This is a genomic window from Micromonospora sp. M61, assembly GCF_018070245.1.
Lineage (GTDB): Bacteria > Actinomycetota > Actinomycetes > Mycobacteriales > Micromonosporaceae > Micromonospora > Micromonospora zamorensis.
Map to the genome: position 1 here is coordinate 56,538 of NZ_JAGPYA010000026.1, position 20,128 is coordinate 76,665.

The window sequence follows — 20,128 nt, forward strand, 5'->3', positions numbered from 1 at the left end:
GGAAAGCAGCGCGGCTCAGGCGGCGCGCAGCAACTCGGCGGCGCGTTCCGGGGAGATGTCGTTGATGAAGACACCCATCCCGGACTCGGAGCCCGCCAGATACTTCAGCTTGTCCTTGGCGCGCCGGATGCTGAACAGCTGAAGGTGCAGGTGGCCGAGCTCCCGGTCGATGCGCACCGGCGCCTGGTGCCAGGCCGAGATGTACGGCATCGGCATGTCGAACAGGCCGTCGAAGCGGCGCAGCAGATCCAGGTAGAGCGGCCCGAAGGCGTCCCGCTCGCTGTCGCTGAGCGCCGGGATGTCCGGCACCACCCGGCGCGGCGCGACGTGCACCTCGAACGGCCAACGGGCCGCCGCCGGGACGAACGCCGTCCAGTGTTCGTTCTCGGTGACCACCCGGTCGCCGGTGGCGCGCTCGGCGGTCAGCACGTCCGCGTACAGGTTGCCCCCGCCGGTCCGCTCGGCGTGCCGGCGGGCCGCGGCCAGCAGCGCGCGGGTGCGCGGCGTCACGAAGGGGTACGCGTAGATCTGCCCGTGCGGGTGGTGCAGCGTGACGCCGATTTCGACGCCCCGGTTCTCGAAGCAGAAGACCTGCTCCACGCCGGGCAGGTCACCGAGCACCTCGGTGCGGTCGGCGAGCGCGTCCAGCACCGTGCGGACCCGGCGCGGGGGCAGGCTGGCGAAGGACGCGTTGTGGTCCGAGGTGAAGCAGACCACCTCGCACCGCCCGAGGCCCGGCCGGACCGACGTGAACGGGGTGATCTCCCCGGGCTCGTCGGCGAACCGGCCGCTCAGCGACGGGAACCGGTTCTCGAAGACCACCACGTCGTAGTCGGGCGCGGGGATCTCGGTCAGTCGGTCGCCCACCGACGGGTCGAGCGGGCACTCGTTCGCCGGCGGGAGGAAGATGCGGGTCTGCCGGTGCACGGCGACCGCCACCCACTCGTCGGTCAGCGGGTCGTAGCGCAGTTGGGACGCGGGAGGCGGCGGCGGCAGGTCGCGGCGGTCCGGCTGGTCGCGGACGGCGTCGTCGCGCTCGTCGAAGTAGATCAGCTCCCGGCCGTCGGCCAGGTCGATCGCGGTGCGCTTCACGGCGCCGTCCCCTCACTCGTCGGCGTGCGCGTCGCGCGGCCCGCCCCTGTTGCCTTCACCATGATCAATTCGCCCACGTGTTCGTCGAGTACCCGTCGAGCGGGCGGAGGCAACCGGTCGTCGCTGACCAGTACGTGTGCGGCGGCCAGCTCGACGATCGAGGAGATGCCCACCGTGCCCCACTTGGTGTGGTCGGCGAGCACCACCAACCGGTCCGCCGCGGCCACGAGCGCCCGGTCGGTCTCCGCCTCCATGAGGTTCGGGGTGGTGAAGCCGGCCCGCTCGGTGATGCCGTGCACGCCCAGGAAGAGCAGATCCAGGTGCAGCGACCGGACCGCACCGACCGCGAGTGGACCGACCAACGCGTCCGACGGTGTGCGTACGCCCCCGGTGAGCACCACCGTCTGGTCCGGTCGACCTCCGGCGTGCAGGATCTCGGCCACCGGCAGCGAGTTGGTCACCACTGTCAGGCCGGGCACGTCCACCAACCTCCGGGCCAGCTCGGCGGTGGTGGTGCCGGCGGAGAGGGCGACCGCCGCGCCCGGCCGGACGAGCTGGGCGGCCCGGTCCGCGATGGCGGCCTTCTCGGGCAGTTGGCGGACCGACTTGGCGTGGAAGCCCGGCTCGTCGGTCGACCCCGGCCCGGCTGTGGTGGCGCCGCCGTGCACCTTGGCCAGCAGGCCGCGCTCGTGCAGCGCCTCCAGGTCACGGCGGATGGTCATGTCGGAGACACCGAACTCGGTGGCCAGCTCGCTCACCCGGACGCCGCCGGTCGACCGGACCCGCTCCAGGATGGCCACCTGCCGCTGCTGAGCGAGCATTGCCGTGCCTCCCGGGGGTCCCCGTACTCTCACGCGGTCAAACGTGTTCCAACAAAGATGAACACTAGCGCGTAGCGGGCAGCTGTGGAAGGAACGGGGGCACGGCGACGCCTCAGGCGGAGGCGATCTTCAGCTCCACCCAGCCGGTCTCGGTCAGGTGGTGCAGCACCGCCTGCACCGCGTCCGGGACGCTCAGGTCGGTGGTGTCGAGCACCAGGTCGGCGTCGGTCGGCTCCTCGTACGGGTCGTCGATGCCGGTCATCCCGGTGAGCAGGCCCGCCCGTGCCCGCGCGTACAGGCCCTTGCGGTCCCGCCGCTCGCACACCTCCAGCGGGGTGGCGACGTGCACCAGCACGAAACCCGCACCGGCGGCCAGGGCCATCTCACGGGCAGTGGCGCGGGCGGCCGCGTACGGGGCGATCGGGCAGCAGATGCCCACCCCGTGGTGCCGGGCGACCTCGGCGGCCACCCAGCCGATCCGTCGGACGTTGAGATCCCGGTCGGCCTTGCTGAAGCCCAGCCCGGCGGAGAGTTCCCGCCGCACCACGTCCCCGTCGAGCAGTGTCACCGTCCGGTCACCGCTCTCGCGCAACGCGTCCGCCAACCCTCGGGCGATCGTCGACTTGCCGGAACCGGAGAGGCCGGTCATGAAGACCACCAGCCCCCGGTGCCGGCGCGGCGGCCGGGCCCGGGCCAGCTCCCTCGCCACGGCTGGCGGGGTGTGCCACTCCGGCAACGGGAAACCCCGGTCGAGCAGGTCGTCGATCTCCTGCTGGGTCAACGCGAGCCGGCGGTTGCGCGGTGGGATGTCCTCCCGCCAGCGCCACTGCCCGTCCCGGTTGTCGTACGCCAGCTCGCGCGGCACCAGCACCCGCAGCCCGGCACCGGAGAGCATCTCGCCGGTGGAGAGCAGGTGGGTGACCCCGTACGAGGCGGAGACCCGGGCGCGCAGCAGCGCGTCGCTGATCTCCTCCTGTCGGTGCGACAACGGCACCGCGACCAGGGTGGCGGGCGGCATCCGGTCGCGGGCGGCGAAGACGGCGCGTACCAGCGCCTCCGGCGGAAGCCCGCCGACGCCACCCTCACCGACCGGGATCATCACGAGCAGGTGCGCGGCCAGGGTGCGGGCGGCATGGGCGATCTGGGCGAGCTGCGGACGATGCAGCGGCCGATCGGCGATGACGCCGAGCACCCGGCCCGGGGGCAGCAGCGCGCGGACCTCTTCCGGGCTGCGGCGCAGCCGTTGGAACGGGCCGTGACCACCGTCGCCCAGTCGCCGGACCTGGCCGCCGACCCCCGCCACGCCCTCGCGGACCGGCCAGACGTCCGCCACGTCCAGGGCAGCCGTCGGGGCGCCCTCGCCGTCGGTGAGCACCAGCGCCCGACGGGCCGGGTCGCGCGGATCGAAACTCTGCGCCAGGGCGGCCGGCACCTGGAGGGTCACCGCGACCTGCCACGGCGAACCGTCGGCCAGCTGGCCGCGTCGGCTCACCGAGACCAGGTCAGCGCGGGTCATGAAGCCGTTCAGAGGGGCGTACGCGCCGGTCAGCAGCAGCTCCAGATCCGCGAGCTCACCCGGACGCGGCGTGTACGCCGGTGCGTCCCGCAGCACCTCGTCGGGCAGCACCCAGCCGTTGCTCATCCACACCCCCCACTCGCTGACCGGCACACAGTTTCGCAGCCGACCGCCGATCGGTCGAGGGCGCCACTCCACGACCTCGACGGGCGGGAGCACCGCCGGATCCACCCGCCCTCACTGACGACTCCCCGATTACTGTCCGTTGAACGGAACGGGAATCGTCCCACCCCCGATGGGCTTTTTCCGAGGCGGGGTGGCGCCGGGCGCCGGACTGCGGAAAAACCTCCCCAGCAGCAGGGCAGGGGACCTTAGGGGTCCGCTACGCCAAGGATCAGGGAAGCGCCGGGGGCGCGCCGGTGTCTCAGGCAGGCCCGCACTCCCTACGCTGGGCACCGTGACACTGATCGCGACCCAGTCGCTCACCAAGACGTACGGAGGTCGGGTCACCGCGCTCGCCGACCTCACCGTCGCCGTCGAGCCCGGGATCATCGGCCTGGTGGGCGCGAACGGCGCCGGTAAATCCACCTTGATCAAGATTCTGCTCGGCCTGATCGCACCAACCAGCGGTCAGGTCTCGGTGCTCGGCATCGACCCGACCGCAGACCCGGCGGCTGTCCGCAACCGGGTCGGCTACATGCCGGAGCACGACTGCCTCCCACCGGACCTGTCCGCCGCCGAACTGGTCACCCATCTTGGCCGGATGAGCGGCCTGCCCCGCACCGCGGCTCGCGAGCGGGCCTCGGAGGCGCTGCGGCACGTGGGCCTCTATGAGGAGCGCTACCGCCCGGTCGGTGGCTACTCGACCGGCATGAAGCAGCGGGTCAAGCTGGCCCAGGCGCTGGTGCACGACCCCGACCTGCTGCTGCTCGACGAGCCGACCAACGGCCTGGACCCGGCCGGCCGCGACGCCATGCTGGCCCTGGTGCACCGGATCGGCACCGAGTTCGGCATCTCCGTGCTGGTCTGCTCGCACCTGCTCGGGGAGGTGGAGCGGATCTGCGACACGTTGATCGCCATCGACGGCGGCAAACTGCTGCGCGCCGACCACATCTCCGCGATGACCTCGGCCACCGACGTGCTCGCCGTCGAGGTGAGCGAGGGCACCGAGGAGCTTGCCGCCCGGCTCGCCGAGCTCAAACTGCCGGTGGCGCGGGACGGGCGACTGCTCCTCGTGCCACTCGCCGACGACGGCACCTACGACCTGATCCTCGGCGCGGTCGCCGAACTGGACCTGCCACTGCACCGACTGGACCAGCGCCGGCACCGGGTGGCCGAACTCTTCGCCACGAGGGAGCTCTCCCATGCCTGAGCCGACCGCCTCCGCCGTGCGCCCCGCGCCGACAGGCGTCATCCACGACATCGGCTACCAGCGCTACGAGGGCCCGAGGCTGGGCCGCCGGCAGGTCTTCGGCGCCCTCTACCTGCACGGGTTGCGCACCGCGTTCGGGTTCGGGCGCAGCGCCAAGGCCAAGATCTTCCCGTGGCTGGTGGTCGGCATCGTCTCCCTGGTCGCGGTGGCCCTGGCCGCGGTACGCAGCCAGATCGGCGAGCCGGTCGCCACGTACGCCCAGTTCGCCGACGCGATGAGCTGGCTTGTCATCTTCTTCGTCGCGGTCGTCGCTCCGGAGTTGGTCTCTCGGGACCTGCGCAGCGGTGTGCTGCCGCTGTACTTCTCCCGGCCGCTGCCGCGCAGCGACTACGCGCTGGCGAAGCTGCTGGCGCTGGTCACCGCCCTCTGGCTGCTGCTCGGCGGGCCACAGCTGCTGATGTTCCTGGGTGCCGCCTTCACCACCAAGCAGGGCATGCGCGGGGTGTGGAACGAGCTGCTCGACCTGCTGCCCGGGCTGCTCTACGCCGGGCTGTGGGCGGTGGTCTTCGCCTCGGTCGGGCTGCTGGTCGCCTCGCTGACCGGCAAGCGCGCCTTCGCCGCCGGTGGGGTGGTGGCGGTCTTCCTGATGACCACCCCGATCGTCGGGGTGCTGAGCATCCTGCCGTCGCGCGCCGCCAACGAGCTGGCCGGGCTGGCCTCGCCCTCCACGCTGGTGCAGGGGGTGGGCATCTGGTCGCTGGGTGACCTGCTGGTCGAGGGCGATCCGGGCGAGATGATGATCGGCGGGTTCGGCCCGGTCTACGCCCTGGCCGCGGTGCTGTTGGTCGCCGGCGCGACCGCCCTCCTGCTGGCTCGCTACCGGAAGGTCGCCTCCTGATGAGCACGCTGAGCCTGACCGGGGTGTCCCGGTGGTACGGCAACGTGGTCGCGGTCAACGACATCAGCATGGCCCTGGGGCCGGGCGTGACCGGGCTGCTGGGCCCGAACGGCGCCGGCAAGACCACCCTGCTGCACATGATGGCCGGTTTCCTGTCCCCGTCACGCGGCACGGTCACGCTCGACGACGAGCCGACCTGGCGCAACCCCGACGTCTACCGGCGGCTGGGGCTGGTCAGCGAGCGGGAGGCGGTGCAGGGCTTCCTCACCGCGTACGAGTTCGTGCATGCCAGCGCGAAGCTGCACCGGCTGCCCGACCCGGCGGCGGCGGCCCGGCGGGCGATCGACCTGGTGGAGCTGGAGTCGGCGCAGGACCGCCGGATCGGCACGTACTCCAAGGGCATGCGACAGCGGGCCCGGGTGGCCGCCGCGATGGTGCACGACCCGCAGGTGCTGTTGCTCGACGAGCCGTTCAACGGGATGGACCCGCGCCAGCGGCTGCACATGATGGAGCTGCTGCACAGCCTGGGCGACGCCGGCCGGACGATCCTGTTCAGCTCGCACATCCTGGAGGAGGTCGAGCAGGTCTCCGGGACGGTGCAGGTGATGGTGGCCGGGCGGTTGGCGGCCTCCGGCGACTTCCGGACCATCCGTCGGTTGATGACCAATCGCCCGCACGTGTTCGCGGTGCGGTCGACGAACGACAGGGCGCTGGCCGTCGCGCTGATCGCCGAGCCGTCGGTGAGCGGAGTCGAGCTGGACCCGACGGGCCTGACCGTGCGCGCCGGTGACTATGGCGCCTTCACCCGGGCGCTACCCCGGATCGCGCTCAAGCAAGGCATCCGGGTGCGCCAGCTGGTGCCGTCCGACGAGTCTCTGGAGAGCGTCTTCTCCTACCTCGTGGAGGCCTGACCAGTGAGTGCGAGGAGTGAACGAGCGCAGCGAGTGAGCCCCGCAGTCACGAACGAAAGAAGCTGACATGTCGACCATTACCTGGATCACCGCACGCGGGCTGTTCGGCCGGCGTCGGTTCCTGCTGCTGCTCCCGTTGCCGTTGGTGCTGCTCGGGCTGGCAGTGCTCTGCCGGTCGCTGGGGGTGGACCCGGGCGAGTGGGGGCCTCCGGTGCTGGTCGGCCTCGGGCTGGCCGTGGTGCTGCCGGTGGTCGCGCTGATCATCGGCACCGGCGTGCTGGGCGCCGAGATCGACGACGGCACTGTGGTGCACATCCTGACCAAGCCGCTGCCGCGCTGGCAGATCGTGCTGCCGAAGCTCGCGGTGGCCGCCGGGGTCACCGCGGCCACCGTGGTGGTGCCGCTCTACGTCGCGGGCGTGCTGGCCGCTTCGGTACGCCTCGGACTGGCACTGGCGGTCGCTGCGGCGCTCGGCGCGCTGGCGTACTCGGCGTTGTTCCTCGCGCTCAGCCTGGTCACCAGGCGGCCGGTGCTGCTCGGCCTGGTCTACGTGCTGATCTGGGAGGGGCTGCTGGGCAACTTCGTCAGCGGCACCAAGGTGCTGTCCATCCAGCAGTACGTGATCGCCCTCGCCGACCGGCTCGCCCCCACCGGGCTGCTGGAGACCACCGTGTCGGTGCCGGTGGCGTCGGTGATGACCGCTCTGGTCAGCGTCGGTTTCACAGTGCTGGCCATCGACCGTCTGCGCTCGTTCAGCGTGGCCGGCGAGACGAGCTGACACCGGTGCGAAGCGCTGTTCCGGCCAGCCCCCGCCTGGCGGTAGGGCTGGCCGGATGGACCGGTCAGGCCACCTCAGGCCAGGCTGATGGGCGTGAGCGTCGAAGCGGAGCAGACGTCGTTGGCTGAGCCGTACTCCCGGAGCAGCCGGCCCTGGCTGACCAGTCTGGCCGTCGCCGGGCTGGCCTGCGCCACGGTCGCCACGGCCGCTCAGGGCACCGGCCAGTTCCACTGGTGGGCCGTGTTCATCCTGATCCCGGCCGCCCTGATCGCGGCCAGCGGCGGGCCGTTGCTGGCCCGGGGTGGTGGCCGGGCGTTCGCCGGGTACATGCTCGCCTGCATCGGCACCCTGGTGTTCGCGGTGGGCGCGCTGCTGATGTTCGGCGTCATGGGGCGGGGTTGGCCGCTGCTGGTGGTGTTGCCCTGTCTGGCGGTCGCCGGCACCTACTACTGGCGGGCGGCCCACCCGCTGGCCCGTGGCCTGCACCGGGCGGTGGCCCTGCTCGCGCTGACCGGCGCCCTGCTCGGTCTGACGCTGCAACTGATCCGGGTGGACCTGATCGACCTGGAGACCGGCTGGTGGGGTGCGTTCCTGATGCTGGCCGGGGCCATCGTGCTGGGCAACGCGGGCGAGCTGACCCGGCACCGGATGCCGTACCGCCTCCAGGCGATCACCCTGCTGGTGGGGCCCGCAGTGGTCGCGTTCCTGCTCGGGCTGCGCTTCCTGCGCGGTTGGTGACACCGGTCCGCCGCCGCCCCGGGGGGTGGGCGGCGGCGGACACGGGTCAGAAGGCGCAGGCGATCACCAGCTCCGGGGTGCGGTCGGGGAGCAGGTCGAGCTTGCCGATCCGGCCGGCTGCCCGCAGGTCGTCGGCGACCAGGGTGAGCTGTTCCAGGAGCGCCGCCGGGCCGAGCGCCTCGGCCAGCGGCACCTCCGCCCTCATCGACAGCTTCCGCTCCGACTTGGCCCGCCGCACCTGGCTCAACGCGTCGCCGGCGAGGCGCAGCAGCGCCGGGTCACCCGACCCCTCGATCGTCCGGGCCACCTCGTAGGTGGTGGGCCACGGCGCACGGTGCACCGAGCCGTACCGCCACCACGACCAGACCTCCTCGGTCACGTACGGCAGGAACGGGGCGAACAGTCGCAGCTGCACCGACAGCGCCGAGGCCAGCGCCGCCCGCGCCGAGTCGGCCCCCGCGCCGGTGCCATAGGCGCGTTCCTTGACCAGCTCGATGTAGTCGTCGCAGAACCGCCAGAAGAACGCCTCGGTGGCCTGCAACGCCGCCGTGTGGTCGTACGAATCGAAGGCGGTGCTGGCGGCGGTGACCACGGTGGTCAGCTCGGCGAGCATGGCCCGGTCCAGTGCAGTGGTCGCCGGTGCGCGTAACGCGTCCGCCGCACCCAGCCCGAGCGCGAACTTGGACGCGTTGAGCAGCTTGGTTGCCAGTCGCCGGCCGATCTTGATCTGCGCCGGGTCGTAGGCCAGGTCCATGCCGGGCTTGCCGCTGGCCGCCCAGTAGCGCACCGCGTCCGAGCCGTGCTGCTCCAACAGCGCCAGCGGGGTGACCACGTTGCCCTTGGACTTGGCCATCTTCTTGTGGTCCGGGTCGAGGATCCAGCCGGAGAGCACGGTGTCCCGCCAGGGCAGCACCCCGTGCTCGAAGTGCGAGCGAACCACGGTGTCGAAGAGCCAGGTCCGGATGATCTCCTGCCCCTGGGGGCGGAGGTCCATCGGGAAGACCGTGGCGAACAGGTCCGGGTCGGTCTCCCAGCCGCCGACGATCTGCGGGGTCAACGACGAGGTGGCCCAGGTGTCCAACACGTCCGGGTCGCCGATGAAGCCACCCGGACGGCCACGCTGCGACTCGTCGTAGCCGGGCGCCGGATCGCTGGATGGATCGACTGGCAGCGCGGACTCGTCCGGCGTGAGAGGGTGGGACCAGTCCGGCTCGCCAGTGTCGTCGAGCCGGTACCAGACCGGCACCGGCACCCCGAAGAAGCGCTGGCGACTGACCAGCCAGTCCCCGGTCAGGCCACCCACCCAGTTGTCGTAGCGGTGCTTCATGTGCCCCGGCACCCAGTGCAGCTCCTCGCCCCGGGCCAGCAGCGTCGCCCGCAGCTCGGCATCCCGGCCGCCGTTGCGCAGATACCACTGTCGAGTCGAGACGATCTCCAGTGGCCGGTCGCCGCGTTCGTAGAACTTGACCGGGTGGGTGATCGGGCGCGGCTCACCGATCAGGTCACCCACGTCGGCCAGCATCCCGACGATCTCCCGGCGGGCGCCGTTGACGGTCTGCCCGGCCAGCGCCGCGTACGGCTGGGCCGGCACCCCGGCCGGCGGGTCGGGCAGCAGCCGGCCGTCCCGGCCGATCACGACCCGGGTGTCCAGTCGCAGCTCACGCCACCAGGTCACGTCCGTCAGGTCACCGAACGTGCAGACCATCGCGACGCCGGTGCCCTTGGCGGGGTCGGCGAGTGGGTGGGCATACACCGGCACCTCGACGGCGAACAACGGGCTGCGCACCGTGCCGCCCACCAGGTCGGCGTACCGCTCGTCGTCGGGGTGACAGACCAGCGCCACACAGGCCGGCAGCAGCTCGGGTCGGGTGGTGTCGATGAGCACCTCCCGCCCGTCGGGCGTGGCGAACCGCAGCCGGTGGTACGCGCCGGGGCGCTCCCGGTCCTCCAACTCCGCCTGGGCGACCGCGGTGGCGAAGCCGACGTCCCAGAGCGTCGGTGCCTCCGACTGGTACGCCTCGCCCCGCAGCAGGTTGCGCACGAAGGCACGCTGACTGGTGGCCCGGGCGACCCGGCCGATCGTCGTGTAGGTCAACGACCAGTCCACCGAGAGCCCGAGCCGCCGCCACAACGCCTCGAACACCTGCTCGTCGGTGACCGTCAGTCGTTCGCACAGCTCGATGAAGTTGCGTCGGGAGATCGGGGTGGGGTCACGGCGGGCCGCGTCGTCGACCGGGGCCGCCGGTGGCCGCCACACCGGGTCGTACGCCAGCGCCGGATCGCAGCGCACCCCGTACACGTTCTGCACGCGCCGCTCGGTGGGCAGGCCGTTGTCGTCCCAGCCCATCGGGTAGAAGACGGCCTTGCCGCGCATCCGCTGGTAGCGCGCGACGGTGTCGGTGTGCGTGTACGAGAAGACGTGCCCCATGTGCAACTCGCCCGATACGGTCGGCGGTGGGGTGTCGATGGCGTACACGTCCTTGCGCTCCTTCTTCGAGCGGTCGAACGCGTACGTGCCCTCCTCCTGCCAGCGGCGTGCCCAGCTCTCCTCGAGCCCGTCCAGGGTCGGACGCTCGGGAACGCCGGCGCGGGCCGTCCTCGCCGTTTCGGTCATCATGCGATCGTAGGCACCTCCCGGGTGCCCGGCCACGTAGTTGCCGCCGAACACACCGGCGGGCAGACGGGCGGGCATCGACCGGGGACAGGCAGTCAGATCAGCGAGTCGCGCCACTGCCGGTGCAGGGCCGCGTACCGGCCGTCGGCCTCGGCCAGCACGGCGGGCGGGCCGTCCTCGACGACCTTACCGTCGTCGAGGACCAGCACCCGGTCGGCGGTTTCCACAGTGGAGAGCCGGTGCGCGATCACCAGGGCGGTGCGGTCGCGCAGGATGGTGCCGAGGGCCCGCTGCACCAGCCGCTCGGTCGGCACGTCCAGCGACGACGTGGCCTCGTCCAGGATCAGCACTGCCGGGTCGGCCAGGAAGGCCCGAGCGAACGCGACGAGCTGCCGTTGCCCGGCGGAGAGTCGGCCGCCGCGCCGGTGCACCTGGGTGGCGTACCCCTCGGGCAGCGCCGAGATGAAGCTGTGCGCGCCGATCGCCCGCGCCGCGGCCTGGACCTCGGCGTCGTCCGCGCCCGGGCGACCGAACCGGATGTTCTCCGCGACGGTCCCACTGAACAGATGGTTCTCCTGCGTCACCAGCACCACCGCCCGGCGCAGGTCAGCGTCGCGCACGTCGCGCAGGTCGACCCCGTCCAGCCGTACCGTGCCGGTGTCCGGGTCGTGGAACCGGGCGACCAGCTTGGCGATGGTCGACTTGCCCGCGCCGGTCGGCCCGATCAGCGCCACGGTCTGCCCGGCCGGCACGGTCAGCTCCAGCTCGGCGAGGATCGGGGTGTCCGGACGGTAGCCGAAGGACACCGCCCGGAAGGTCAGCTCGCCGCGGCCGGGGCCGGTCGGCAGCGGGGTGGGTCGGGCCGGCTCGGCGACGGCCGGTCGTTCGTCGAGCACCCCGGCCAGCTTCTCCAGAGCCGCGGTGGCCGACTGGAGCGAGTTGTAGAACTGGCTCAGCTCCTGCATCGGCTCGAAGAAGCGGCGCAGGTAGAGCAGGAACGCGGCGAGCACTCCAACCTCGGTCTGCCCGCCGAGCACCCGCCAACCGCCGTAGCAGAGCACCACCGCCACTGTGACGTTGCCGATCAGCTTGATCGCGGGCGAGTACGTGGCGATCAGCCGGAACGCGTGCAGGCTGGTGCGGCGGTAGTCGTCGCCGAGCGCCACGAAGATCCGTTGGTTGCGCGGCTCCCGGCGGAACGCCTGCACCGCCCGGATGCCCCGCATCGACTCGACGAAATGCACGATGACCAGCGCGACAGCGTCCCGGGTCCGCCGGTACGCGCTGGCCGAGGACCGGGCGAACCAGCGGGAGAGCCAGAACAGGAACGGGAAGGCGAGCAGCGTCACGGCGGCCAGCGGCAGGTCCAGCCAGAGCAGGATGGCGGCCACCGACAGGATGGACAGCCCGGCCAGCACCAGGCTGTCGATCCCGCCGTCGACCAGCTCGGCGATCGAGTCCAGGTCACTGGTGAGCCGGGAGACCATCCGGCCGGAGGTGTAGCGCTCGTGGAAGCCCACCGACAGTCGCAGGAAGTGCCCGAACACCTGCTGCCGCAGGTCCAGCAGGACGGCCTGGCCGATGCGCGCGGAGAGGGTGAGGAACCCGCGACGGGCCACGTACTCGGTCACCGAGGCCGCCGCGAACGCCCCGGCGACGGCGACCAGCGGGCCGGGGTCGCCGGCCCGCAGCGGCGGGATGGCCCGGTCGATGCCGATCATGACCAGGTACGGGCCGGCCATCGCCGCGGCGTTCTGGGCCAGCAGGAGGCCGACCGCGACGGCGAGTCGCCCCCGGTGCGGGCGGAGCAGGTCGGCCAGCAGGACCCGGCTGAGCCGGCGTAGCCGGGTTACCGCCTCGGGCGCGGTGTCCTCGGCCCGGCTCCGGTCGGCCTCCGGGTCGGTGGCGGTTCCGCGCCAGCGGGTGAGTTCGGGCTCCTCCTCGGGCGGTGGGTCGGCCTGCTTCGGGACGGTCACGAGTGCACCAGCCCCCAGCCGTCCGAGGCGGACGGGCTCGACCCGGTGGCTCCGGACGACGGCGGGTGCCCGGCGGGCGGCTCGCCGGTCCTGGGTGGCGGTTCGGCGGCGAGCAGCGCCCGGTAGGCCGGCATTGTGGCGAGCAGCTCGGAGTGCCGGCCGATCGCGGTGATCCGGCCGTCCTGGAGCAACGCCACCCGGTCGGCCAGCGCGATCGTCGACGGCCGGTGCACGACCAACAGCGCGGTGCTGTCGCGCAGGACCCGACGCAGCGCCGCCTCGACCAGTGCCTCGGTGTGCACGTCGAGCGCGGACAGCGGGTCGTCCAACACCAGCACCGGCGGCCGGCCGAGCACGGCGCGCGCCAACGCGAGCCGCTGCCGTTGCCCGCCGGAGAGGGACAGCCCCTGCTCACCCACGCGGGTGGCCAACCCCCACGGCAGGTCGTACGCGAAGTCGGCCTGAGCCAGCGCGAGAGCGGCGCGTACGTCGTCGTCGCCGGCGTCCGGGTGACCCAGGGTGAGGTTCTCGCGGACCGACATGGAGAACAGCGTGGGTTCCTCGAACGCCACCCCGACCAGCCGGCGCAGCGAGGCCAGTCGCAGCTCGCGCAGGTCGTGCCCGTCCAGGGTGATCCGGCCGGCGGTGACGTCGTGCAGCCGGGGCACCAGGGACAGCAGGGTGCTCTTGCCGGACCCGGTGGCCCCGACCAGGGCCAGCGTCTCACCCGGCTCGATGGTCAGGTCGATCTCGTGCAGCACCGGCGCGGCGGCACCCGGGTAGCTGAACGCGACGCGCTCGAAGCGGAGCCGCCCGTGGACCGCGTCGCGGGGGAGCGCGAGCGCGCCGGGGGAGTCCACGATCCGGGGTGGGGTGTCCAGCACCTCCTGGATCCGGTCGGCGGCGGTGGCGGCCTCCTGGCCGTTGGCGATGATCCAACCCAGCGACTGCACCGGCCAGATGAGCATCAGTTGGAGGCTGACGAACGCGACCAGCTCGCCGATGGTGAGCGCGCCTCTGGCGGCGGCGGCGGCCCCGGCCACCAGCACCACGCCCAGGGTCACGTTCGGCACCAGGTCGAGCAACGCCGAGGTGTTGGCCAGCAGCCGACCCTTGCCGACGCCCGTGTCGTGCAGCCTCCGGGCCCCACCGGCGAAGCGGGCGGCCAGTTCGGGCCCCCGGCCGTACGCCTTCATGGTGCGAAGGCCCTGCGCGGTCTCCTCGACCAGGGTCGCCACGTCGCCCTGCTGGTCCTGCATCCGTCGGGACGCGGCGTGGTAGTGCCGCCCGAACCGGCGGCTGATCAGCAGCAGTGGCACCGCGCTGGCCGCCACCAGCACCCCGAGTGCCGCGTGCAGGTTGATCAGCAGCACCACCACGACCACGTAGGTGGTCAGGTTGAGCACCAGGAAGAACACGCCGAAGGAGAGGAACCGGCGGATCACCGACAGGTCGCTGGTGATCCGGGAGAGCAACTGCCCGGACTGCCAGCGGTCGTGGAAACTCGTCGGCAACCGTTGCAGGTGGGCGTAGACGTCGGCGCGCAGCGCCGCCTCCATGCCCACCGCCGAGGAGGACTGCACCCACCGGCGGATGAAGATGAGCACCGCCTCGGCCACGCCGAGCAGCAGCGCCAGGCCCCCGAGCTGGAGCAGCCCGGCAGGTTCGTGGCGGGCGACCGGCCCGTCCACCACCCGCTGCACGACGAGCGGTACGGCGATCCCGGCCGCCGTGCCGGCGAGCCCCGCGAGGAGCAACCAGGCGAACTCGGCCGCGTACGGGCGCAGGTAGGGGCGCAGCCGCCAGAGGTTGTGCACGGGGTGGCTGCCCGCGGCGACCCGGGCGGCCGGGTCGCCGTCGCTCTCCACAGGCACTACCAGACGGTAGCGTCTAACAGGTGTCGATGCCTCTGTCAGCTTGCTGTCAAGCGCCGCTCATGACCGAGAAGCCACTTCTTCACGTCCAGCCCCCAGCGGTAACCGCCGAGCGTCCCGTCGGTGCGGAGCACCCGGTGGCAGGGCACGAACAGTGCCGCCGCGTTCCGGGCACAGGCGGCTGCGGCGGCCCGCACCGCCGGCGGCCGACCGGCCAGTGCCGCGTACCCGGTGTAGGTGACCGGGGTGCCCGGCGGCACCTCACGCAGCACCTGCCAGGCGTGCGCCATGAACTCGCCGCCGGTGAGCTGACGGACCGGCACCGTGTCGATGGCGGCGAGGTCGCCGTCCAGGTATGACCGGACTGCCGTGCTCACCGGGCCGAGGTCGGCCAGCTGTCGCAGTGGCGCCCGCAGGGTGGGGTGGACCAGCGGCAGCAGCGCCGCCGGGTCCGGGGTGAAGCCGGCCGCCCGTACGTCGCCGTCCGGGCCGATGAGGATGCTCAGCGGGCCGGTCGGTGTGCTCAGGACGGTGCTGTCGATGCTCATGCCGCTCTCCAGAGTCTGATCGTGGCGTAGGACCGCCAGGGACGCCAACGGTCGGCGTACCCGTCGAGGGTTTGCTGGTTGTCGGGCAGGCCGAGCGCGGCGGCGCCGCGCCGGACCGCGAGGTCGGTGCTGAGCAGGATGTCGGGGTCGCCGAAGGCGCGCATGGCCAGGTAATTGGCGGTCCACGGGCCGATGCCGGGCAGGGCGAGCAGCCGCCGCACGGCTTCCTCCCGATCCACCCCAGGCGCCAGGTCGACCGTCCCGTCGGTGACGGCCCGCGCCAGCCCTCGCAACGTCTCCCGCCGCCCCACCGGCATCCCGAACCCGGAGTCCGGCACGCGCAGCAGCTCGTCCGCGCTCAAGAACCCCCGCAGCCCGCCCTCGCCGCGTTGATCATGAGGTTGGCCTGGGCTTTGATCTCCATCGGCCTCGTCAACCTCATGATCAACGGGGTCATGGGCGGCCAGGAGGCGGGTCAGGGTCTTCTGGGCTGCGGTTACCGAGATCTGTTGGCCGATGACGGCGCGGACGGCCATTTCGAAGCCGTCCACCGCGCGGGGCACCCGAATGCCGGGCTCGGCGGCGACCGCCGGCGCCAGCGCCGGGTCCGCCGCGAGCGTGCCGTCGATCGCCGCCGGGTCCGCGTCCAGGTCGAGCAGCCGGCGACAGCGGGCCACAGCGGGTGCCAGGTCGCGCAGGTCGGTCAGCCGCAGCGTCGCCGCCACATGCCCGTCCGCCGGGGTCAGCGCCACCTCGCCGGTGCCGTGTGGCAACCGCAGACCCCGGTGGTACGTCCCGTCGCGAACCTCCTCCACACCGGGCAACGCCCGCACCGTGAGGAAGTCCAGCAGCGCCCGGGCGTGCAGCGGCGGGCGGTACGCCAGCCGGAGCGCGATGGTCCCCGCCCCGACCGCCGCCTGCTGGCGCCCACGGGCCGCGCGTAGGTCGGACGGGGCACTCGCGTACACCTCGCGGAGCGTGTCGTTGAACTGCCGCACGCTGCCGAAGCCCGCGGCGAACGCGATCTCGGCCATCCCGAGGTCGGTCGTCTCGATCAGGATCCGGGCGGTCTGTGCCCGCTGGGCCCGGGCCAGCGCCAGCGGCCCGGCGCCCATCTCGGCGCTCAGCATCCGGTGCAGGTGCCGTTCGGTGTAGCCCAGACGGGAGGCCAACCCCGGTACGCCATCCCGGTCGATCACCCCGTCCGCGATCAACCGCATCGCCCGGCCGACCACGTCGGCGCGGATGTCCCACTGCGGCGAGCCGGGCGCGGCGTCGGGCCGGCAGCGGCGGCAGGCGCGCAGCCCGGCGCCCTGCGCCGCGGCGGCGGACGGGAAGAACCGGACGTTCTTCCGCTTCGGCGTGATCGCCGGACAGGACGGCCGGCAGTAGATGCCGGTGGACGTCACGCCGGTGTAGAACCAGCCGTCGAACCGCTGGTCACGGCTGTCCACAGCCCGGTAACACCGCTCGAAGTCCATCTCCACGTCACCGATGATGCCCCGCTCGGTGCGTCGTCGGCTGGCGGGAATCGGACCTCGGCGTACGCCCGGCGTGGTCAGCGGCGACGCCGGTGCGGCTGGCCGGACCGGGCGGACTGCCCGGCGCGGCTGGGCTGGCCGGAGCGGGCCGGCTGGCCTGCGCGGGTGGACTGGCCGGACCGGTTGGGTTGGCCGGTCAGCAGGGCCGACCGGAACACGCCGTCCGGGTCGTAGCGCTTCCACAGCCGCCGCACCCGGGCCCCGGTCTCGCCCGGGTAGATCCGGGCGAACGCGGCCGGGTCCGGTCGGCTCTCGAAGTTGACGTACGCGCCGTCGGCGCGGGCACCGACGGCCCGCCAGGCCGCGTCCAACGCCCCGGCGCCCTGCGGCGGGAACACCGACGCGACCACCATCGTGTTCTGGTGGCGATGGGAGTACGCGGTCGCGTCGGGCGCGACGTCGTTGACCGCCCCACCCAACGAGCGGAGTTGGACCACCGCCCGCCCCGGCCCGGTCACCGCTCGCGTCACGGCCCGCGCGCCGGCGTCGTCCAGCCCGGTGAACAGACCGTTGGTGGTCGTGCCCCGCTGCTGCCCGACGTTCGGGTGCAGGTGCGCGGTCGGCACCAGCGTCGGGTAGGGCAGCAGGTCGGTCCGGTGTTCGAGCACCTTGCCGATGGCGAGCAGTGGCTCCACCGCCGGTCGGGCCCGGCGCAGGCTCTCGGCGGCCACCACGGCGGTGATGGACATGAGCACCGAGCGACCCTCGGCGTACACCACGGCGGCCGCGGACAGTTCCCGTGGGGCCTGCGCGAGGTAACTCGTCCACTCCCGGATGGTGCGACCGTCCGGGTGCGCCTCGACGACCAGCTGCGCCACGCCGACGTTGCGCTGCTCGGCCGCCTCGATCTCGAAGGCCACCACGATCCCCGCGCCTGCTCCGGCGCCCCTAACCAGCCAGAACAGCTCCGGCTCGTGCGCGGCGTCGGCGCGCACCAGCGTCCCGTCGGCGAGCACCACCTCGACCGCGCGGACGCGGTCGATGGTGAGGCCGTGGGCGCGGACCAGCCACCCCACACCGCCGCCGGTGGCCAGGCCGCCGACGCCCACGCCGCCGTAGTCACCCGAGCTGACCACCAGGCCGTACGGGGCCAGCGCCTTCGCGACGTTCGCCCAGCGGGCACCGGCCTCGATCCGAACCAGCCCGGCCCGCTCGTCGAGGACCTGCACCCGGTTGAGCATGGACAGGTCGATGACCACGCCACCGTTGTTGGACGACGCCCCGGAGAAGCCGTGCCCGCCGCTGCGGACGGCGATGGGCAGCCGCTGTTCCCGCGCGTACCGGAGCGCGTCGACCACCTGCGCGGTGGTCTTCGGCAGCAGGACGGCGGCCGGCGACGCCGACGTGGTGTACGTCGAGCGCAGTTGCGCGTACCGGCGGTCGCCGGGTGTGACGATCTGCCCCCGGAGGGAGTCGGGCACCCGGGCCATGGCGGCGGTCATCGCTGCCCCTGAGCCGCTCGGCCGTCGTGGTCGGTCATGGCCCCAGGATGAGCGGGCATGCCGGCCTCGACAAACTCGGTGGTCCGATGCGTCGTGTTCGCCGGCACGCGCGGCGCTCGCCGGTACGGGGAGCGCCGCGCGATGGTGACCGGGATCTCCGACCGACTCCCTGCCCTGCGGCTCACGGAGGTCAATTGCGTCGTGGCACCGCCGGGGCCGGAGATGACCGTGGGGCGGCCGGTCAGGCCGGTGCCGGGACGCCGCCGGCCTGACCGGTCCTGCTCATCTGGACGGGGTCGGACTGACAGTGGGTCGGCCCGGTACGCCGGGTGCGCCTCCCGGAACCGGGGTGACCGTCGGTCGGCCCGGTACGCCGGGCGGGCCTCCCGGAACCGGGGTGACAGTGGGCCGGCCCGGTACGCCGGGTGCGCCTCCCGGAACCGGGGTGACCGTCGGTCGGCCCGGCACGCCGGGCGGGCTCGGTACCGCTGTGGGGTCGGCGGGGCTTGGTGTGACGATCGGCACGCCGGGCGGCGGCCCGGACGGGACGGGGACGGCTGCCGGACCCGCCGGGCTCGGCACGGCTGGCGGAGGCCCGTCCGATCCGGTCGCGGCCAAGGCGATCGGCGCCGCGATCAGGATCGCCGCGAGCGTGCCCACCGCCCCCATGGTCACCGTGGCGCGGCGTCTGTTGCGGACCCGCCGTTCCGCTCGGTTCAACTGGTCATGCACGATCGGTGCCTCCTCGGCCAGGTCGGTGAGGGTGGAGCGGATGAGGCTCTCGAAGGGATCGATCATCGCCGTACCTCCAGCAACTCGATCTCCGGCAGCAGGTCGCGCAGGCGCTTGACCGCCCGGTGCGTACGGCTGCGGACGGTGCCCACCGAGCAGCCGAGCAGCTCGGCCACCCGGGCTTCGGGCAGGTCCTCGTAGTAGCGCAGGACCACCACCGCCCGCTGCGCCGGTGGCAGGTGGCGCAGCGCGGCACGCATCGCCAGCCGTACGTCGGAGCCACCGCTCGGGTCGGCGCCAACGGGCTCGTCGGCCGGGTTGAGCGGCGTCTCCCGCCGTCGGCGAAGTCGCCGCCACCAGCTGATCTGCTCGCGGTACATCACCACGCGGAGATACCCCTCGGGATCGGCGTGCCGGATGGTCTCCCACTTCGGGATGGTTCGCGCCAACGCCGACTGGAACAGGTCCTCGGCGGCGTTGCGGTCCCCGGTCAGCAGGTACGCGACCCGCATCAACGCCGGTGTCCGGCTGCCGACGAACTCGGCCAGCCGAGCGCGTTCGTCCTCGTCCACCCACCACCCCCGTTTCGTTGTCACCCATACAGACGCCCCAGGTCATCGTCGCTATCCGCGATCCGGGGTGTTTTTCCGGCCCGGAAGTGTCGGTCGTGACGGGTACCGTCCGGCAACCAACTGAAGAAGGGGTGCGGGACATGACGAGCGTGGCGGGTTGGGCGGCGGCGTCGACACCGGGCGCGTTCCCGGCGCTGCCCCGCGCGGTGGCGCAGTCCTTCTACCGGCGGATGCGGGCCGTCGCACCGGCCGCCGTCGGCGCCATCGAACGGGACCGGGCGGCCGACCCCGATCAGGCCTTCTCCGACACCGCCTGCGGCCGGTTGGTCGGCTCACTCGACGACGCGGGCCTGCGGGCACTCGGGATGTGGACCCATCACTGGTGCATGCGCTTCTACGACGACGACACCCGCGTCGGCCGGCGGTTGGTGCGCGAGATCGCCGCGCGGGCCGGGTTGGGCTGGACGGCCGACGAGGTGCGCTGGATGCTGCGCGAGTCGTTCTCGGCAGGCCCGGCCGCCGCCGACCGGTTCACCCTGCCCCGCGCGGCCGCGGCGCAACTGCCCCCGGCCGACCGGCCGCCCGAGGCCCACTGGCCCGAGGTCGAGGTGCCCCGCCAGCGCCGCGGCCGGCACGCGGGCGGGTAACCGGCTGCCTCGTGGCTGCGGCAGGATGGACGCCGCACCGCCCCGACGGAAGGACG

General features: G+C 72.8%; 17 protein-coding genes. 6 read left to right on the top strand and 11 right to left on the bottom strand.

Annotated features, from left to right (window positions below):
* Positions 1-15: 15 nt before the first annotated feature.
* From galT to cysC, 3 genes are all read right to left on the bottom strand, one after another.
* Positions 16-1,092: a galactose-1-phosphate uridylyltransferase gene (gene galT / locus KBX34_RS16875; RefSeq protein ID WP_210925763.1), complete on the bottom strand. Its 1,077-nt coding sequence runs from the start codon at positions 1,090-1,092 to the stop codon at positions 16-18.
* Positions 1,089-1,913: a DeoR/GlpR family DNA-binding transcription regulator gene (locus KBX34_RS16880; RefSeq protein WP_210795155.1), complete on the bottom strand. Its 825-nt coding sequence runs from the start codon at positions 1,911-1,913 to the stop codon at positions 1,089-1,091. Before KBX34_RS16880 ends, galT begins: the two co-directional genes overlap by 4 nt.
* Positions 1,914-2,025: 112 nt before the next feature.
* Positions 2,026-3,555, bottom strand: coding sequence for an adenylyl-sulfate kinase (cysC, locus tag KBX34_RS16885; protein ID WP_210795196.1), 1,530 nt, complete (start codon positions 3,553-3,555; stop codon positions 2,026-2,028).
* A gap of 331 nt (positions 3,556-3,886) precedes the next feature.
* On the opposite strand from cysC, the gene KBX34_RS16890 reads away from it, so the two are divergent.
* The 5 genes from KBX34_RS16890 (at position 3,887) to KBX34_RS16910 (ending at position 8,126) form a co-directional block, all read left to right on the top strand.
* On the top strand, positions 3,887-4,801 hold the full coding sequence (locus tag KBX34_RS16890; RefSeq protein ID WP_088950126.1) for an ABC transporter ATP-binding protein: 915 nt from the start codon (positions 3,887-3,889) through the stop codon (positions 4,799-4,801).
* Positions 4,794-5,699 carry an ABC transporter permease gene (locus KBX34_RS16895; RefSeq protein ID WP_088950125.1) on the top strand — a complete coding sequence of 302 codons (906 nt, stop codon included), beginning with the start codon at positions 4,794-4,796 and terminating at the stop codon, positions 5,697-5,699. The genes KBX34_RS16890 and KBX34_RS16895 overlap by 8 nt, the downstream gene beginning before the upstream one ends.
* A complete protein-coding gene (locus tag KBX34_RS16900) occupies positions 5,699-6,610 on the top strand; it encodes an ABC transporter ATP-binding protein (protein ID WP_088950124.1) in 912 nt (303 codons plus the stop codon). Before KBX34_RS16895 ends, KBX34_RS16900 begins: the two co-directional genes overlap by 1 nt.
* A 67-nt stretch (positions 6,611-6,677) precedes the next feature.
* Positions 6,678-7,388, top strand: coding sequence for an ABC transporter permease subunit (locus KBX34_RS16905; protein WP_088950123.1), 711 nt, complete (start codon positions 6,678-6,680; stop codon positions 7,386-7,388).
* An 87-nt stretch (positions 7,389-7,475) separates the two neighbouring features.
* Positions 7,476-8,126: a hypothetical protein gene (locus KBX34_RS16910; protein ID WP_247671908.1), complete on the top strand. Its 651-nt coding sequence runs from the start codon at positions 7,476-7,478 to the stop codon at positions 8,124-8,126.
* Positions 8,127-8,172: 46 nt separating this feature from the next.
* Here the strand turns inward: KBX34_RS16910 and valS are convergent, their stop codons facing one another.
* The 8 genes from valS to KBX34_RS16950 form a co-directional block, all read right to left on the bottom strand.
* Positions 8,173-10,740: a valine--tRNA ligase gene (valS, locus tag KBX34_RS16915; protein ID WP_210925764.1), complete on the bottom strand. Its 2,568-nt coding sequence runs from the start codon at positions 10,738-10,740 to the stop codon at positions 8,173-8,175.
* Positions 10,741-10,835: 95 nt separating this feature from the next.
* Positions 10,836-12,716 (bottom strand): ABC transporter ATP-binding protein, encoded by a 1,881-nt coding sequence (locus KBX34_RS16920; RefSeq protein ID WP_210925765.1) that lies wholly within the window; start codon positions 12,714-12,716, stop codon positions 10,836-10,838.
* Positions 12,713-14,590 (bottom strand): ABC transporter ATP-binding protein, encoded by a 1,878-nt coding sequence (locus KBX34_RS16925; protein WP_210925767.1) that lies wholly within the window; start codon positions 14,588-14,590, stop codon positions 12,713-12,715. Before KBX34_RS16925 ends, KBX34_RS16920 begins: the two co-directional genes overlap by 4 nt.
* A 38-nt stretch (positions 14,591-14,628) precedes the next feature.
* Entirely contained in the window at positions 14,629-15,138 is a 510-nt protein-coding gene (locus KBX34_RS16930) for a methylated-DNA--[protein]-cysteine S-methyltransferase (RefSeq protein ID WP_088950119.1), read from the bottom strand.
* Positions 15,135-16,625, bottom strand: coding sequence for an AlkA N-terminal domain-containing protein (locus KBX34_RS16935; RefSeq protein ID WP_210925769.1), 1,491 nt, complete (start codon positions 16,623-16,625; stop codon positions 15,135-15,137). The genes KBX34_RS16930 and KBX34_RS16935 overlap by 4 nt, the downstream gene beginning before the upstream one ends.
* Positions 16,626-16,696: 71 nt before the next feature.
* The gene (locus tag KBX34_RS16940; protein WP_210925771.1) at positions 16,697-18,121 is read right to left on the bottom strand and encodes an FAD-binding oxidoreductase; all 1,425 of its coding nucleotides are present in this window, start codon (positions 18,119-18,121) and stop codon (positions 16,697-16,699) included.
* Between the two features lie 282 nt (positions 18,122-18,403).
* Positions 18,404-18,919, bottom strand: a complete 516-nt coding sequence (locus KBX34_RS16945) for a hypothetical protein (RefSeq protein WP_210925773.1) — start codon at positions 18,917-18,919, stop codon at positions 18,404-18,406.
* Positions 18,916-19,425 (bottom strand): SigE family RNA polymerase sigma factor, encoded by a 510-nt coding sequence (locus tag KBX34_RS16950; protein WP_210925775.1) that lies wholly within the window; start codon positions 19,423-19,425, stop codon positions 18,916-18,918. The genes KBX34_RS16945 and KBX34_RS16950 overlap by 4 nt, the downstream gene beginning before the upstream one ends.
* A 140-nt stretch (positions 19,426-19,565) precedes the next feature.
* On the opposite strand from KBX34_RS16950, the gene KBX34_RS16955 reads away from it, so the two are divergent.
* Positions 19,566-20,072, top strand: a complete 507-nt coding sequence (locus tag KBX34_RS16955; RefSeq protein WP_231927142.1) for a hypothetical protein — start codon at positions 19,566-19,568, stop codon at positions 20,070-20,072.
* Positions 20,073-20,128: the final 56 nt, after the last annotated feature.

Excerpts from the sequence above, each read along its gene's own strand:
- valS (WP_210925764.1), bottom strand. The coding sequence starts at position 10,740 with ATGACCGAAACGGCGAGGACGGCCCGCGCCGGCGTTCCCGAGCGTCCG.
- KBX34_RS16955 (WP_231927142.1), top strand. The coding sequence starts at position 19,566 with ATGACGAGCGTGGCGGGTTGGGCGGCGGCGTCGACACCGGGCGCGTTC.
- KBX34_RS16945 (WP_210925773.1), bottom strand. The coding sequence starts at position 18,919 with ATGATCGATCCCTTCGAGAGCCTCATCCGCTCCACCCTCACCGACCTG.
- KBX34_RS16880 (WP_210795155.1), bottom strand. The coding sequence starts at position 1,913 with ATGCTCGCTCAGCAGCGGCAGGTGGCCATCCTGGAGCGGGTCCGGTCG.
- KBX34_RS16900 (WP_088950124.1), top strand. The coding sequence starts at position 5,699 with ATGAGCACGCTGAGCCTGACCGGGGTGTCCCGGTGGTACGGCAACGTG.
- KBX34_RS16940 (WP_210925771.1), bottom strand. The coding sequence starts at position 18,121 with ATGACCGCCGCCATGGCCCGGGTGCCCGACTCCCTCCGGGGGCAGATC.
- KBX34_RS16895 (WP_088950125.1), top strand. The coding sequence starts at position 4,794 with ATGCCTGAGCCGACCGCCTCCGCCGTGCGCCCCGCGCCGACAGGCGTC.
- KBX34_RS16905 (WP_088950123.1), top strand. The coding sequence starts at position 6,678 with ATGTCGACCATTACCTGGATCACCGCACGCGGGCTGTTCGGCCGGCGT.
- cysC (WP_210795196.1), bottom strand. The coding sequence starts at position 3,555 with ATGAGCAACGGCTGGGTGCTGCCCGACGAGGTGCTGCGGGACGCACCG.
- KBX34_RS16910 (WP_247671908.1), top strand. The coding sequence starts at position 7,476 with ATGGGCGTGAGCGTCGAAGCGGAGCAGACGTCGTTGGCTGAGCCGTAC.
- KBX34_RS16930 (WP_088950119.1), bottom strand. The coding sequence starts at position 15,138 with ATGAGCATCGACAGCACCGTCCTGAGCACACCGACCGGCCCGCTGAGC.